The 15,885-nt window shown below is 68.1% G+C and carries 15 protein-coding genes; 9 read left to right on the top strand and 6 right to left on the bottom strand.

Going from position 1 to position 15,885, the window contains the following annotated elements; all coding sequences use genetic code 11:
- Positions 1-93: 93 nt before the first annotated feature.
- The 9 genes from EPN51_RS24895 to rfbA all read left to right on the top strand — a co-directional run bounded on the left by EPN51_RS24895 (position 94) and on the right by rfbA (position 7,105).
- Entirely contained in the window at positions 94-1,143 is a 1,050-nt protein-coding gene (locus tag EPN51_RS24895; RefSeq protein WP_293048117.1) for an LLM class flavin-dependent oxidoreductase, read from the top strand.
- Between the two features lie 240 nt (positions 1,144-1,383).
- Complete coding sequence (locus EPN51_RS24900) at positions 1,384-1,683, top strand: PE family protein (RefSeq protein WP_293048120.1); 300 nt, start codon at positions 1,384-1,386, stop codon at positions 1,681-1,683.
- Positions 1,684-1,701: 18 nt separating this feature from the next.
- The gene (locus tag EPN51_RS24905) at positions 1,702-2,922 is read left to right on the top strand and encodes a PPE family protein (RefSeq protein ID WP_293048123.1); all 1,221 of its coding nucleotides are present in this window, start codon (positions 1,702-1,704) and stop codon (positions 2,920-2,922) included.
- Between the two features lie 168 nt (positions 2,923-3,090).
- Positions 3,091-4,260 (top strand): PPE family protein, encoded by a 1,170-nt coding sequence (locus tag EPN51_RS24910; RefSeq protein ID WP_293048126.1) that lies wholly within the window; start codon positions 3,091-3,093, stop codon positions 4,258-4,260.
- A gap of 82 nt (positions 4,261-4,342) precedes the next feature.
- Positions 4,343-4,729 (top strand): helix-turn-helix domain-containing protein, encoded by a 387-nt coding sequence (locus EPN51_RS24915; protein WP_293048129.1) that lies wholly within the window; start codon positions 4,343-4,345, stop codon positions 4,727-4,729.
- 160 nt (positions 4,730-4,889) lie between these two features.
- On the top strand, positions 4,890-5,039 hold the full coding sequence (locus EPN51_RS24920) for a hypothetical protein (protein WP_293048132.1): 150 nt from the start codon (positions 4,890-4,892) through the stop codon (positions 5,037-5,039).
- 5 nt (positions 5,040-5,044) lie between these two features.
- The gene (locus EPN51_RS24925) at positions 5,045-5,800 is read left to right on the top strand and encodes a maleylpyruvate isomerase family mycothiol-dependent enzyme (protein WP_293048135.1); all 756 of its coding nucleotides are present in this window, start codon (positions 5,045-5,047) and stop codon (positions 5,798-5,800) included.
- A gap of 29 nt (positions 5,801-5,829) precedes the next feature.
- Positions 5,830-6,204 carry a nuclear transport factor 2 family protein gene (locus tag EPN51_RS24930; protein ID WP_293048138.1) on the top strand — a complete coding sequence of 125 codons (375 nt, stop codon included), beginning with the start codon at positions 5,830-5,832 and terminating at the stop codon, positions 6,202-6,204.
- Between the two features lie 25 nt (positions 6,205-6,229).
- Positions 6,230-7,105 (top strand): glucose-1-phosphate thymidylyltransferase RfbA, encoded by an 876-nt coding sequence (rfbA, locus tag EPN51_RS24935; protein ID WP_293048141.1) that lies wholly within the window; start codon positions 6,230-6,232, stop codon positions 7,103-7,105.
- On the opposite strand, the gene EPN51_RS24940 is transcribed toward rfbA, so the two are convergent.
- The 6 genes from EPN51_RS24940 to EPN51_RS24965 all read right to left on the bottom strand — a co-directional run bounded on the left by EPN51_RS24940 (position 7,047) and on the right by EPN51_RS24965 (position 15,760).
- On the bottom strand, positions 7,047-8,297 hold the full coding sequence (locus EPN51_RS24940) for a YibE/F family protein (protein ID WP_293048320.1): 1,251 nt from the start codon (positions 8,295-8,297) through the stop codon (positions 7,047-7,049). The two genes, rfbA and EPN51_RS24940, sit on opposite strands and share 59 nt — an antisense overlap.
- A 62-nt stretch (positions 8,298-8,359) precedes the next feature.
- Positions 8,360-9,664: a pyridoxal phosphate-dependent aminotransferase gene (locus EPN51_RS24945; RefSeq protein WP_293048144.1), complete on the bottom strand. Its 1,305-nt coding sequence runs from the start codon at positions 9,662-9,664 to the stop codon at positions 8,360-8,362.
- A gap of 29 nt (positions 9,665-9,693) precedes the next feature.
- Positions 9,694-12,528, bottom strand: a complete 2,835-nt coding sequence (locus EPN51_RS24950; RefSeq protein WP_293048147.1) for a (Fe-S)-binding protein — start codon at positions 12,526-12,528, stop codon at positions 9,694-9,696.
- Positions 12,529-12,792: 264 nt separating this feature from the next.
- Positions 12,793-14,469 carry an Hsp70 family protein gene (locus EPN51_RS24955; protein ID WP_293048150.1) on the bottom strand — a complete coding sequence of 559 codons (1,677 nt, stop codon included), beginning with the start codon at positions 14,467-14,469 and terminating at the stop codon, positions 12,793-12,795.
- Positions 14,470-14,559: 90 nt separating this feature from the next.
- Complete coding sequence (locus EPN51_RS24960) at positions 14,560-15,135, bottom strand: hypothetical protein (RefSeq protein ID WP_293048153.1); 576 nt, start codon at positions 15,133-15,135, stop codon at positions 14,560-14,562.
- A 31-nt stretch (positions 15,136-15,166) separates the two neighbouring features.
- Positions 15,167-15,760: a hypothetical protein gene (locus EPN51_RS24965; RefSeq protein WP_293048156.1), complete on the bottom strand. Its 594-nt coding sequence runs from the start codon at positions 15,758-15,760 to the stop codon at positions 15,167-15,169.
- Positions 15,761-15,885: the final 125 nt, after the last annotated feature.

The following is a 15,885-nucleotide window of genomic DNA, read 5'->3' on the forward strand; positions in this document are numbered from 1 at the left end:
CGTTGGTCCACGGATGTTCACCACCACGACACCCGAACCGTGCGGAACGCGTGGCAAGGTGGATTCGCTTGAACTGACGCGTGAGTGGAGACGGTGCGGCTTTCTGTCCTTGATCTGGTGCCGGTCCGTCGCGACCAATCCTCGTCCGATGCCCTGGCTGCCACACTGCAACTGGCCCTGACCGCTGACCGGGTCGGCTTCACGCGATACTGGGTCGCCGAACATCACAACCTCCCGTCGGTCGCGGCGACCAGCCCACCGGTGCTGGTCGCCTTGATCGCGGCGCATACGTCGCGCCTGCGGGTGGGCTCGGGCGGTGTGATGTTGCCGAATCACGCGCCACTTGCGGTCGCTGAGCAGTTCGCCTTGCTGGAAGCCGCGTATCCGGGACGGATTGATCTCGGCGTCGGCCGCGCGGCCGGTTCCGATCCTGTGACGTCACTCGTCCTGCGGGGATGGAGCGGACGGGACATGGCGGCTATCGAGCAACTCGTCGACGACTTCCCCGGACATCTCGACGACGTCGCCGCGCTGATCGATCCATCCGGAGTGACCGTGCAATTGCGCGACGGCGGTTACCAACTCAAGGCGACCCCCGCTGCCGTCAGCAAGCCACACCTTTGGCTGCTGGGATCGTCCCTGTTCTCGGCGGAGCTAGCCGCGGCCAAAGGACTGCCGTATGTGTTCGCTCATCACTTGTTCGGCAAGGGAACCGAGGAGGCGCTGGCGCTTTACCGGTCACGGTTTGTGCCCAGCGCGCTGGCACCCGAGCCGACGACGTTGATGACCGTGAACACGGTTGTTGCCGAAACGCGGGACGAGGCAATTGCTTTGATGCTGCCGGACCTGCACATGCTGGCCCGCCTGGAGACGGGACTGCCACTCGGTCCACTCGGTCTTGTTGAGGACGCGCAAGCAGCCACCCTCACCCCACAGCAGCAGCACATCGTGGAGGGCGGGCTCATGCGCGCCGTCGTCGGCACACCTGTCGAAGCTGCCGAACAACTGCGTGCGCTGGCGCGACGGTTCGGTGTCGACGAGGTGATGGTGAATCCGGTTGCCTCCGCGCGGCTCGGGGCCGACCCGAAGGCCACCACGGCCCGTGCGGCTACGTTGGAATTGCTTGCAGCAGCGCTCTTCTGAAGCGCTGCGCCTCGGTAGGCATTCAACCGAGCCGGCCGGATACGGCGAGCGACCTTACGGGAGCGTTACCAAACACGAACACCGAGTAAACGGCGGCTTGTCTGTGTCCGAACAATCCGCGCCACGGTGGAACCCGCTGCGCCCGGAATCTATCGTGACACGAGTGTCGTGACACGATAATCGTGCCGCGATAGATCTCTGACACACGTGACGCAAGAAGATTATGAGGGAGGAAAGCGCATGTCGTTCGTCACCACCCAGCCGGAAGCGCTGGCATTAGCGGCGGCCAATCTGCAGGCCATCGGAAACGCGATGTCGGCCCACAATGCGGCCGTGGCAGCACCCACCACCGGGGTTATTCCAGCGGCAGCCGACGAGGTGTCGGCGCTGACCGCGGCGCAGTTCGCCGCGCATGGCCAGAGCTACCAGGCGGTGAGTGCCCAGGCCGCTTCCATTCACGCGATGTTCGTGAGCATGCTGAGCAGCAGCGCCACGTCCTACGCGGAGACCGAGGCCGCCAACGCGGTCGCGGCCCGTTAGACGGCGCAGGTAACCGCAATGGACTTTGGAGCGCTACCGCCGGAAATCAATTCCGCCAGAATGTATTCCGGCCCCGGTGCGGGGCCGATAATGGCCGCCGCGACGGCCTGGAAAGGGGTGGCCGCCGAGCTGAATGCGACGGCCGCCTCCTACGGTTCGGTGGTGACCAGGCTCAGTGGGGAGGAGTGGCTCGGTGCCGCGTCGACGTCGATGGCTGAAGCGGCGGCGCCCTATGTCGCGTGGATGAACAGCGCGGGTGCCCAGGCCGAGCTAATTGCGAATCGAGCCCTGGCGGCAGCAGCCGCCTACGAGCAGGCGTTCGCGATGACGGTGCCCCCGCCGATGATCGCGGCGAACCGGGCTCTGTTACAGGAACTGGTTGCGACAAACGTTGTGGGGCAAAACACCCCGGCAATTGCCAGCACCGAAACCCAATACGGTGAATTCTGGGCCCAGGATGCCGCCGCCATGTACGGCTATGCGGGGCACGCCGCGGCGGCCACTCAAATCAAGCCGTTCACCCAACCGCCGCAGACCACCAATCCCACCGGTGCGGCGACGCAAGCTGCGACGGTCTCTCATGCCACCGCAAGCAAGTCGCTGACCTCGACGGGCAATGCGCTGCAGGCGCTGACGACACCCGCGGCGGCCACGACTGGCACGACGCCCACGGCGACAACTCCGACATCGACACCGACGTCCTCGTTGTCGAGCCTGTGCAGCCTCTTCAAAAGCCCGGCGCTGAGCGCCGCGAATTCCACCTACAGCAATTTCATCCACTCCGCCAATTTCGGTGCGCGGGGTATCTGCGCGGTGTGGCGTGGTCTGAGTGGCGGCATGGGCGCGACAAAAATGGCGGGAACAGCCGCCAAGGCGGCCGCTGGGGCCGCCAAAGCGGCTGGGGGGGCAGCGAAGGCGGCAGCCGGCCTGGGCGCCGTGGGTAGCCTCGGCGGGATCGCCGGACACGTCGGCAGGGCGGGCCTGATCGGCGCGATGTCCGTGCCACCGGGCTGGGCCCCACCGGCTCCGGCGGCGGTGACGACCGGTTTCGTCTCGGGCGGCACGTGGGAACCGTTGGGCGGCATGGCCGGTACGGTCCACGAAGCCGCCGCCCAAGGAGTGCCCGGCATGCCCGGAGTACCGGCGGCGACGGGCGGAATGGGACGCGGCGCGGCCTTCAGTGCGCCCAGATACGGTGCCCGTGTCACCGTGATGCCACGCCCTCCCATCGGCGGGTAGCGCAACGGGGTAACCGTGGTGTCGCCGAAATACTTTCGGATTGGCTGCACCGCAACGTATTTGGTGACTGGCCGGGAGCCCGGTCCGTTTCATTCCCGGCCGTTGAGACGGTTTCGGGTATGACAGCACGCATTGTCGATGCCGTTTGGCGAGCTTAGGAAGAGTGGAATGATCGACTTCGGAGCGTTACCGCCGGAGATCAATTCCGGTCGTATGTATACGGGTCCGGGGGCCATGCCCCTGTTGGCCGCCGCGGCAGCATGGGATGAGTTGTCGTCGGAATTGGGTTCGACGGCGGCCATGTATGGGCTGACGGTCACGGAACTGACCGGCGGGCCCTGGGTCGGCCCGGCATCAATGACGATGCTGGGCGCTGCGGTGCCCTACGTGGCGTGGCTGACTGCCACCGCGGGCCAGGCGGAGCTGGCGGCCACCCGAGCCAAGGCCGCCGCCGCGGCCTATGAGGCCGCGTTTGAGATGACGGTGCCACCTCCCGTGATCGCGGCCAACCGTGCTCAGTTGATGTTGCTGATCGCGACCAACTTCTTCGGTCAGAACACGCCGGCGATCGCCGCCACGGAAGCACACTACGCAGAGATGTGGGCGCAGGACGCCACTGCGATGTACGGCTACGCAGGCAGTTCGGCCGCAGCCTCGACAGTGACGCCCTTCACCCGGCCTCCGCAGACGACTAACCAGGGCGGGTTGAGTGGACAGGCCGCCGCGGTCAGCCATGCCGCCAGCACACCGTCAGGATCTCCGACAACGGTTCCGTCGGCGCCGACGAACCTGACCGCTGCGACGCCAACGCCGAGTCCGTCCGCTTCGACCGCTCCGTCGTCGTCGGCCCTGACGACCCTCAACAACGGATGGAGCTCCGGATTGAGCTGGACCAACGGCAGTGCCATGCACTCGCTGTGTGCGGTGTGGCGGTACACCATCCAAACCGATGAATACCCGAAAGCACTCAAGGCGATCAACGAAGTGAGCGGCGTGGCCAACGCCGTGGGTGGACCGGCAAAGGCGGTAGCTCCGGCGCTTGGCCCGCTACCGGGCCCCCACGGGGGGGCACCCGTCGCGGCGACCATGGGCCGCGCCACACAGGTTGGTGCATTGTCGGTGCCGGGCAACTTCCCGGGAGCCACTCCGACGTTGATGAGCTCCACTGTCACAGCGGAGCTCGCGGACGGCGGAGCAGCCAGCAAGCTTCCGGGAGGCATGCTCGGAATGCCCGGAGTGCCCGGGGCGCGATCGGCAGCCGGCGGCCACGGCTTGAGATTCGTTCCCCGATACGGCTACCGCAACAAAGTGATGGTCCAACCGCCGGGTGCTGGGTAGCTGGTGGGGGTCCGGCCCGCCGGCCGTAGTGAGTAATCCTGGCATCCGACGCAAACGCGACGCATGCCATATCGTTGCGCGCATGGGCCTCACCGATGACGTCTACGCGCAGTTGTTGCAACTGCGGACGGAGCTGCGCCGCTTCGAGCGGTGGAGCACCGAGCAGGCCCAATCGGCCGGGCTGACACCGATGCAACACCAGCTGCTGCTGGCCGTGCGCGGCCACGCGGATCGCCGGGGGCCGACCATCGGCGAAGTCGCGGAATACCTGTTGCTGCAGCACCACAGTGCGGGCGAACTGACAACGCGTGCCGAGTCGGCGGGCCTGGTCCGGCGCGTCCGCGACAGTTCCGATCATCGCCTGATCCGGCTCGTGCTCACCGATGTGGGTCGCGACCGCTTGGAAGCGCTCACCTCAATGCATCTCGAAGAACTGCAGCGGCTGACGATAGCGCCAGAGCTGCCGTGATCGGCGTCGCGCCACCCGGTGGCGGCCGCTGGGTGTGACGGCGCTTTCATAGCCCACGACGCCCGGGGGCTGCTGTGTCAGCAGGTTCCACCACCCGGGTCGTCGTGGAAAGTGTTGCCGCAACAACACTTTCCTATGTTGATCCCGAAGGCGTTCGGTGATGGTGCTGTTCATACCGCAGGACATCTACCACGTCGACGTCGCCGGAAAGTTCTTCCTCGTCGCGATGCCGGCACTCGTGGCGGCGAGCGCCGGATCGGCGTGCATCAGCGACGTGGATCACCGCATCCGGCACCGGCGAGTAGCCTGACCGGCGTGGACTATGCCGGCGCATTCCTCGACCAGAACCGGGCTTTCGCGGAGCTGTTCGACGGTACCGACGAATCCACGCCGGTGCCCACCTGCCCGGACTGGACGCTGCGGCAACTGTTGCGCCACGTCGGGCGCGGCGACCGCTGGGCGGCGCAGATCGTGCGCGAGCGCCTCGAGGACTACCTCGACCCCCGCACCGTGGAGGGCGGCAAGCCGCCGCCCGATGCCGCCGACGCGATCTCCTGGCTGCACGGCGGCGCTCAGCGGCTCGTCGACGCCGTGGAGCAGACCGGAGTCGAAACACCCGTATGGACGTTCCTCGGGCCGCGCCCGGCGAACTGGTGGATCCGGCGCCGGCTGCACGAGGTGGCCGTGCATCGCGCCGACGCCGCGATCGCGCTGGGCCGCGATTTCACCCTTGAACCCGATATCGCGGCCGACGGGATCACCGAATGGCTGGAGCGGGTCGCGATCCAGGCGGGCAGCCAGGGGACGCCGCTGCCGCTCGAGGAAGGCAGCACCCTGCACCTACACGCCACCGATCCGGGCCTCGGCGAGGCCGGCGAGTGGACGGCCGCCGTCGAAGGCGGGCGGATCACCTGGTCGCACGAGCACGGCAAGGGCAGCGCCGCATTGCGCGGCGGCGCCACCGAGCTGCTGCTGGCGATCCTGCGCCGGCGACCGCTCGCCGATACGGGCGTCGCGCTGTTCGGCGACGACGCCGTGTGGGAGCGCTGGTTGGACCGTACGCCTCTCTAGCCGCGGGGCCGCACGGTAATTTGCACACCATGACCACATCGGAGATCGCCACCGTTCTGGCATGGCATGACGCCCTCAACGCCGCTGACCTCGACACGTTGGCGGCCTTATCCAGCGACGACATCGAGATCGGCGACGCGCACGGCGCCGCCCAGGGCCACGAGGCGCTGCGCACCTGGGCGGCCTCGCACCGGGGAACCGCGGAGCTCGGCCGGATGTATGTGCACGACGGCGTCGTGGCCGTCGAACAAAAACTCGGCAGTACCGACGACCCGGGGGCTCCCACCAGCACCGCGTTGACGTTCCGGGTGGTCCGCGACCACGTCACCTCCGTCTTCCGGCATGACAGCCTGGCGTCGGCGCTCGCGGCCACCGAGCTCACCGAATCCGACGCCGTCGACTAGGACCATCAGGCAGTAGGAGCTATTCATGCGCGGAATCATCTTGGCCGGCGGGTCGGGCACCCGCCTGCATCCGATCACCACGGGCATCAGCAAGCAGTTGCTGCCCGTCTACGACAAACCGATGGTCTACTACCCGCTGTCCACCCTGATGATGGCCGGAATCCGCGACATCCTGGTGATCACCACCCCGCATGACGCGCCGGGATTCACCCGGCTCCTGGGCGACGGCTCGCAATTCGGCGTCAACATCACCTACGTGACGCAGGACCGGCCCGACGGTCTGGCCCAGGCGTTCGTCCTGGGCGCCGACCACATCGGCAACGAGTCGGCGGCTCTGGTGTTGGGAGACAACATCTTCTACGGCCCCGGGCTGGGCACCAGCTTGAGCCGCTTCCAAACCATAAGTGGGGGAGCGGTTTTCGCCTACTGGGTGGCCAACCCGTCGGCGTACGGCGTGGTGGAATTCAGCGACGACGGCCTGGCGCTGTCACTGGAAGAGAAACCCCAGACGCCGAAATCGAATTACGCGGTCCCGGGTTTGTACTTCTATGACAACGACGTGATCGAAATCGCCAAGGGCCTCAAGAAATCGGCGCGCGGCGAGTACGAGATCACCGAGGTCAACCAGATCTATCTCAGCAGGGGCCGGCTCTCGGTCGAGGTGATGGCCCGCGGAACGGCCTGGCTGGATACCGGAACTTTCGACTCGCTGCTGGACGCCAGCGACTTCGTGCGCACGCTGGAACGGCGGCAAGGCCTCAAGGTCAGCGTGCCCGAGGAGGTGGCGTGGCAGCAGGGCTGGATCGGCGACGATCAGCTGGCCGAACGGGCGCACAGCCTGCTCAAGTCCGGCTACGGTGGCTATCTGCTGAACCTATTGGAGCGGAGCCGGTTTCACTAGGTTTCGCCAGCACCGCGGCGATCGCCGTCGTCAGCGGCACCGACAGCGCCAGCGCCATCCCGCCCACCGCTGAGCGGGCGATCTCGATGGCCACGCTCTCGCCGGTCAGCACGTCCGTCAACGAGCGGTTGGCCACGCTGAACAGCAACAGCAGCGGCAGCGAACTCCCGGCATAGGCCAGCACCAGCGTGTAGACCGTGCTGGCGATGTGATCGCGACCCACCCGGAGGGCGCCCACAAAGATCGCCCGTCGCGAGCCCCCGAGGCGGGCGAGCTCGAACACCGTCGAGGATTGGGTCACGGTCACATCGTTGAGCACACCCAACGACCCGATGATGAAGCCGGCCAGCAGCAGGCCGCCGATCGACACATCGCCCAGGTACGCACTGACGGTGGTGTTCTGTTCGTCGGACAGCCCGGTGAGGTGTGCCAGTTGTATTGCCGCCCAGGATAATCCGGCGGACAACAGCAGCGCAGACAGGGTGCCCAGCAGCGCCGCGCTGGTCCGCAGGCTGATTCCGTGGGCCAGGTAGATGACCGCGTAGAGGATCGCCGCGGACGCCACCAGCGCCACCGGCACCGCGGGCGCGCCGTCCCGCAGCGCGGGCAGCAGGAACATGACCAGCACGACGAAGGCGACCAGGATCCCGACCAGCGCGAGCAGCCCGCGCCAGCGCGCCACGGCCACGATCACCACCGCGAACGCGATCGCCAAACCGACCAGCGCCCAGCCACGTTCGAAGTCGTAGAACGCGTAGCTGGTGGCGCCCTGGTCGTCGACCTGCCGCACGATCCGAATGTGGTCGCCCACCGCGAATTTCGGCTGGCCGGGGCCGGGGGAGGACTCCAGCAGCGTGTTGGCGCCCGCGTTCGGTCCGGAATCGATGGCGACCTGGGTCAGCACGCAGCGCCCGGCGCCCGCGATGGCGGGCTGCGGCGGGCCGGTGAGAACCTGGCTGACCGACGGGCTGCCGCAGTCGCCCAACCCGCTGGACAGCACGTGCCCGGCCTGCGTGCTCACGGCGCCGCCGGACGCGCTCTGCAGCGGCATCGGAATGTCGACGCGCTGCCGACTGGGCCACAACACGATCGCGCCGAGGGCTACCGCGACGCCGATCGCGATCAGCAGCCCGATGACGATCCTGGCGGGCAACGGATCAACGGCAGACGGGCCCTTCAACGAGCCGGCCATGCTGTGCGAGTGGGAGTGGGAGTGCGTCACCCGCTCCACCGTAGAGGCGGTTTCCCGGGTGCTTACTGGCGATAGCCGACGAGGAAGTTGCCGAGGCGCTCGATCGCGGCCGCCAGATCGCGGGCCCACGGCAGCGTCACGATGCGCAGGTGATCGGGTGCCGGCCAATTGAACCCGGTGCCCTGGGTGACCAGGATCTTCTCCTGCAGCAGCAGATCGAGGACGAGCTGCTCGTCGTCCTCGATGTCATAGACCTCGGGGTCGAGCCGCGGGAAGGCGTAGAGCGCGCCGTCCGGCTTGACGCAGGACACCCCCGGAATCTCGTTGAGCTTGGTCCAGGCGACGTCGCGCTGCTCGAGCAGCCGGCCGCCGGGCAGGACCAGGTCGTCGATGCTCTGGTAGCCGCCGAGGGCGACCTGGATCGCGTGCTGCGCCGGGACATTGGGGCACAGCCGCATGTTGGCCAGCAGGCTGATTCCCTCGATGAAGCTGCTCGCGTGGTCCTTGGGCCCGGTGATCGCCAGCCAGCCGGCCCGGTAACCCGCCACGCGGTAGGCCTTCGACAGGCCGTTGAAGGTCAGGCACAACATGTCCGGGGCCAGCGAGGCCAGGTTGATGTGCTGAGCGTCGCCGTACAGGATCTTGTCGTAGATCTCGTCGGCGAGCAGCAGCAGCTCGTGCTTGCGCGCCAGTTCGACCATCTGGGTGAGGACTTCGCTGGTGTAGACCGCCCCGGTCGGGTTGTTCGGGTTGATCACCACCAGCGCCTTGGTGCGGTCGGTGATCTTGGACTCCAGGTCGGCGAGGTCCGGCTGCCAGCCCCGCGTCTCGTCACACAGGTAATGCACCGGGGTGCCGCCGGCCAGCGAGGTCGACGCCGTCCACAGCGGGTAGTCGGGGGACGGGATCAGCACCTCGTCGCCGTTGTCGAGCAGGGCCTGCAGCGTCATCGTGATCAGCTCGGAGCACCCGTTGCCCAGGTAGACGTCGTCGACGTCGAAGCGGGGGAATCCGTCGACCAACTCGTAGCGGGTGACCACCGCCCGGCGCGCGGGCAGGATGCCCTGCGAGTCGGAGTAGCCCTGGGCGTAGGGGAGGGCCTGGATCATGTCGCGCATGATCACGTCGGGCGCCTCGAAGCCGAACGGCGCCGGGTTGCCGATGTTGAGCTTGAGGATGCGATGCCCCTCGGCTTCCAGCCGCGCGGCCTGCGCGTGCACCGGTCCGCGAATCTCGTACAGGACGTCCTGCAGCTTCGACGACTGCGCGAAAGTACGCTGCGGCCGGTGATGAGCCGACGGGTGCGGTGGCAGCTGGTGAGGCAGCTGATGGGTGGTCACACCACCAATGGTGCCATCACTGTCCACTGAAATTTGCTGACAGCATCAAACCGTGATCAACGCTTGCCCGGCGGGCGAGCGCCGCGGGCGATGCCCAGACCTTTAACGGGTGCCGCGGGCTTTGCTGCGTCGCCCTCGGCTGCCTTCGCCGGCTCGGCTTCGGGAGTCGGCTCGGGTTCGGCGTCCGCCTGTTCGGCCGGTTGAGCCTGCGCCTTGGGCGCCGCCTTCTTGGCGCCGGGTCGCCTGGCGCCCGCGGCCATACCCAGGCCCTTCACCGGCGCGGCGGGAGCCTTGGCCTCGGTCTCCGGGGCCGCCTCGGGCTTGGCCTCGGCCTCGGGTGCCGCGGCCTTGGCCGGCGCCGCCTTCTTCGCGCCGGGGCGCTTGGCGCCGCCGGCGATCCCCAGGCCCTTCACCGGTGCGGCGGGTGCGGCGGGCGCGGCCGCCTCGGCCTTGCCTGCTGCGGCGGGCGCCGCCTTCTTGGCGCCGGGACGCTTGGCGCCGCCGGCGATGCCCAGCCCCTTCACGGGCGCGGCGGGAGCTGCGGTGGTCTCCGCCGTCGGGGCCGCCTCGGCGGGCTTGACCGGCGCCTCCTCGGCCGTCTCGGCGGGCGCGGTCGCCGTCGCAGCCGACGCCTTCGGTGCCGGCTGCTGAGCCGCCCGCTTCTCCGCCTCCTTGGCGGCCGTGCCCTTTTCGGGCAGCGTCGCCTTGTCGTACTGCAGAGACGCGAGCAGGATCTGGGCGACGTCGAGCACCTCGACGCCCGTGCGCCCGGCCTCGTCCTGGCGGTCGTTGACGCCGTCGGTGATCATCACCCGGCAGAAGGGGCACGCGGTGGCGATGGTGGTGGCCCCGGTGGCCAGCGCCTCGTCGACGCGCTCGTGGTTGATCCGCTTGCCGATGTGTTCTTCCATCCACATCCGCGCGCCGCCGGCCCCGCAGCAGAAGCTGCGTTCACGGTTGCGCGGCATCTCGGTCAGGTTTGCGCCCGCGGCCCCGATCAACTCGCGCGGCGGGTCATAGATCTTGTTGTGCCGGCCCAGGTAGCAGGGGTCGTGATAGGTGATGTCCTGGGACACGGGGGTCACGGGCACCAGCCTGTTGTCCCGGACCAGCCGGTTCAGCAGCTGGGTGTGGTGCAACACCGAATACTCCGCGCCGAGCTGGCGGTATTCGCGGCCCAGGGTGTTGAAGCAGTGCGGGCAGCTCACCACGATCTTGCGGTCGACGGTCTCGGTGCCCTCGAACAGTCCGTCCAGGGTCTCCACGGCCTGCTGTGCCAGCTGCTGGAACAAAAACTCATTGCCCGAGCGGCGCGCGGAGTCACCGTTGCAGGACTCGCCGGTGCCCAGCACCAGGTACTTCACCCCGGCGACGGCCAGCAGCTCGGCGACGGCCTTGGTGGTCTTCTTGGCCTTGTCGTCGTAGGCGCCGGCGCAGCCCACCCAGAACAGGTATTCGTAGCCGTCGAAGCTGTCGACGTCCACGCCGTAGACCGGGACGTCGAAGTCGACCTCGTCGATCCAGTTGGTGCGGTCGGAGGCGTTCTGGCCCCACGGGTTGCCCTTGGTTTCCAGGTTCTTGAACAGCACGGACAGTTCCGAGGGGAACTCGGACTCCATCATCACCTGGTAGCGGCGCATGTCGATGATGTGATCGACATGCTCGATGTCCACCGGACACTGCTCGACGCAGGCCCCGCAGGACACGCACGACCACAGCACGTCGGGGTCGATGACGCCGCCCTCTTCCTCGGTGCCGACCAGCGGCCGGGTGGCCTGCTCCGGGCCGGAGCCCATGACGCGGCCGAAGCCCGCCTCGGGAACGTGATGGCCGTCGCTCTGCGCGGCCGCAGCGTCGAAACCGTCGGTGGGCTGCGGCGTTTGGCCCAGGATGTAGGGCGCCTTGGCCAGCCAGTGGTCGCGCAAATCCATGATGAGGAGCTTCGGCGAGAGCGGCTTGCCGGTGTTCCACGCCGGGCACTGCGACTGGCAGCGCCCACACTCGGTACAGGTGGCGAAGTCCAGCATGGCCTTCCAGCTGAAATCCTCGATCTTCCCGCGCCCGAATGTCGCGTCGTCGGGCGGGTTTTCGAAGTCGATCGGCTTGCCGTCGTGTTCCAGCGGCAGCAGCGGGCCGAGTCCGTCGGGCAGCCGCTTGAAGATCACGTTGATCGGCGCCGAGAAGATGTGCAGGTGCTTGGAGTGCAGCACGATGACCAGGAACGCCAGCATGACCGCGATGTGCGCCAGCAGGGCCACCGTTTCGATGATTTCGTTGGCGGGCTGCCCCAGCGGCCGCAGGATGACGCCGAACAGCTGCGACAAGAAGGCCCCGTTGCCGTAGGGCAGCGTGCCGTTGTTGACCGCGGATCCGCGGACCAGCACATAGGTCCACACGACGTTGAAGATCATGAACAGCACCAGCCAGGCGCCGCCGGTGTGCGAGCCGTAGAACCGTGAGTCGCGGCCGTATTCCTTTGGCTCGGTGCGCAGCCGGATGACGGCGAAGGTGGCGATGCCGAGGAAGACGGCGGTCGCGAAGAAGTCCTGCAGGAAGCCCAGCGCGTTCCACCGCCCGATGAACGGGATGTGGAAGTTGTCCTGGAAGAGCAGCCCGTAGGCCTCGATATACACCGTGAGCAGGATGAAGAATCCCCACATGGTGAAGAAGTGCGCCAGGCCGGGGATCGACCATTTGAGCAGGCGGCGCTGCCCGAAGACTTCGGAGACCTCAGCCCAGATTCGCTGGACGGGTTTGTCGGTGTGCCCCGGCGCCGGTTTGCCGGCCGTGACCATCTTGGTCAGCCACAGGACGCGGCGTACGGCGAGCGCGACCACGACCACCGTCATGCCCATGCCCACGACCAGTCTGATGAGCATCTGCGTCGTCACAGAAGATCTCCCCAATGCCTAGGTAATTCGGCCGGTGCTTTATCTGCCTGCTTAGGCCCCGCTCATCGTCGCATCCTCGGCGCTTTCGGCGCGAGATAGGCTGCCCTAACTTTCCGTTCATCGGCGCCTCTGGCCTGCTGATTGATGGCCGCTCGCGGGGTGTGACGTTCGCCGGAGTGATGAGCGCCACCAAATTTCGCTCAATGACCCATTTTCGGAGCCCTTTTTCCGGGTCCCTTTCCGGCCCAGGCGCGATCGTCCGCGTCAGCGCCCGAATGGGGGTTGGAAGATGGGCGGGAACGGTAGTGGGCGCGTGGTCGTCGGCGCGGCGGTGGTCGTGGTCGCCTGCGATGTCGTGGTGGGCGGCGCGCTGGTGGTCGTCGTGGTGCTCGGCGGAGGCGTCGTCGTCGTCGTGGTCGACGGCTCCGGCGCCGCCGTGGTCGTGGTCGTGGTGGCCGGGGCCTCGCTGGACGGTGGCGGTGGCACCACGGTGACGGTGGTGCTGTCGTTGGGTCCGGTGATGGTCACCGTTTGCGGCGGCGGCGGCATCGGCCGGCTCGGCGGCGACGTGGGAGGGGCCGGGGTGGACTTCGTCAGCAACAGGCCGATCGCCAACGCCGCGGCCACCAGCACCGCCACAGCGGCCCCGGCCACGGTCAACACCAGCGCCGTGCGCTTGTACCAGGGCAGCCCACCCTGCTCGGGATACTCGAATTCCCCCGCCTCACTGGCATATTCACCGGTGGCGTCGCGGCCGGTGTAGGGCACCGGCTCGTCGGAGTCGGCATCTTGCGACCACGCCAGGGCGTCATCCACGTCGGTGGCTTGCGCGGCCCACGCGGCCTGGGTCATGCCGAGGCCGGCGGTGCCGACCATCTCGGTCGGTGCCTCCACGGCCGCGGCCGCGGCGGTCGGAGCGCCCCCCGATGCGTACTGCGCGCCCAGCGCCGCCGCACCGAGGGCGGCGAGCGCGGCGGGCCGCGCCGTGCTGCGGACCGGCACGCCGAAGCGCTGCGACAACCGCGCGGTGATCAACGGGATGCTCGCGCCGCCGCCGACGATCGCCACGCCGTGCACGTTGGCATCCGGAATCCCATTGCGCCGCAACGTGTCTTGAAGTGAGGCGAGAAACCGGTCCAGCGGCGGGGAGATCAGTTGCTCGAACTCGGTGCGGGTCAGTTGGGCAACCTCGCCGGAAGCCCCCGCGACGGTGCTCACCGCGGCCGTCGACAGTTGCTCCTTGGCGCGCCGGCAGGCGCCGAGCAGGCGGGCCTGCGACCCCATCCGCGCGGTGCCGCCGAGGACGGCGGTGCTGACGTCGGCGGCCAGCAGGTGATCGACGATGAGTTGATCGATCGCGTCGCCGGAGAAATCGGTGTGCCGCACGGCCGGCCCGACGGGCGCAAACCCGGCATCGGCGTCCAGCAGCGTGACGGTGGTGCCGCCGGCGCCGAAGTCGCACAGCGCGATGACGCCGTCGGCCGGGAATCCCGGTGTGCCGCGCAGCGCCGCGAGCGCGGCCGTGGCGTCGGAAACCAGCATCGGCGCGACACCGCCCCGCGCGAGGTCCGACTGGGCGAAGAACTCCTCGCGCAGCGCCGCGAACTGTTCGTCGGACCAGTAGGCGGGCACCGCGATGGTGATCGGGGTCCCGTAGCCGACGGTGCGGGCCATCGCCTCGATCGCCTCGACCGTCAGCGCCGCGCCGAGGTACTTGGTGCCGTCGGCCGCCACCAACGGGGCCCGGTCGCCGACCCGCTCGACGAACCCCCGCAGCACCAGCCCGGGCGCCGTCAGGTTCGGATTCTCTTCCGGCAGGCCAACTTCGGTGGGCCGCTGCTCGAACAGGGTCAGCACCGAGCTACGGGTTACCGGAGCGCTGCCTGCGCGGGCCGCCACCAGGTTGGCCACCCCGATCGATAGCCCGAGCGACTCGCTCATCTCCGCACCCCTGTGTCAGTTGTCCCCGTGGATTGCAGCGAGTCTAGGGCGCCGTCGGCACCGCGCGGCCGAACCGTGATCGGTCCGCCGCTAACGCAGGGCCGGCGGCACCGTGATGACCGTCGGCACCTGCGGAATGGTGATCACCGGCGGCAGCTGCGGCAGCTGCGGCAGATGGTGGCGATGCGAGGGCTGCTGCGTCTGTTGTCCGGTGGGCTGCTGCGTCGGCTGCTGAGCCGGCGGCTGTTCTTGGGCGCTACTGCTGGGCGAGGTCGTGGTCGTCGGCGTCGTCGTGGTCGTTGTCGTGGTGGTGCTCGTCGTCGACTTGGGGGCGTGGTTGACGGACTGATCTCCCCGAATGAGCTCGGTGATGCCGAACACGATCAGGGCGATCAGGATGACCACGGAGACCAGCCAGGCGATCAGCATCGCGGGCTTGCGATACCAGGGTTTCGGTTCGGCTTGCTGGTCGAAGGGGTCGGCGCCGTCGGGTCGCTCGAACCCGTGCGGCGGCTGGGGCGGGAAATTCGGTGGCGGGACTTCACCGGTCGGCGGCTCGCTCACACCGAAATCGGCATGCTGCGTCGGTCGGTTGTGGAAGTCATCGCGTGGACCGTTGGATGCCACGGCTCCGATGGTACTGACCGCGCCTGCCAATCTCCCCATGGCAGTCCGTCAATCGGTGCGGCGGCCGCACTCAGAAGGTGTTGACCTTGTCGATGCTGACGAACATGCCGTGCTTGGTCTGGTCGTTGGTGAAGCGGGTGCCATCGGCGGTGGCGATGATCGTCCAGCCCTGGGCGACGTAGGTCTGGTAGTCGATCTTGACGGTCGGGATGGCCCCCAGGTTGCCCAGCACCCACTGCACCTTGCCGCCGGTGGTGATGCTGACGCCGTTGGTGTGCTCACCGTCCTGCAACGGGGAGTTGGTGAAGGGTGCCTCGCAGCCGACGGCGTCCTTGTTGATCTGGCAGCGCGTCACGCCGGACTTGGTCTCGATGAAGACGTAGCCGTTCTGATCGGGCGGCAGCGGGATGGCGCCGGCCGGGTTCGTGGGGCCCGTCGGCGCGGCCGGAGCCCCGGGGCCGGGCGCGGCGGTCGCCGAGGGCGACGACGGTGTGGACCGGGGTGTGGGAAAGGACGGTTCGCCCGCGCCCGTCCCGGGCGAGGCCACGGGCCGGCCGCCGATGACGGAGCTGCAGCCCGACACCGGGCCCGAACCGACGAACAGGGTGACGAGCAGCAGCGAACCACCGGCCAGCCTCCGCCGCGCATTATCCGATAACCGCACCCACCGCTCCCGAGACATTTCGAATAGCAGGACTCAGGCTACGCATCCGGCACCGAAAGTTACTGCATTGACGCACCGATCGATGCGGCGCCGATGGTGAAGCTTCACCGCTGCGTAATCGACTC

It is taken from the genome of Mycobacterium sp., from assembly GCF_004298145.1.
In the GTDB taxonomy this organism is placed as follows: domain Bacteria; phylum Actinomycetota; class Actinomycetes; order Mycobacteriales; family Mycobacteriaceae; genus Mycobacterium.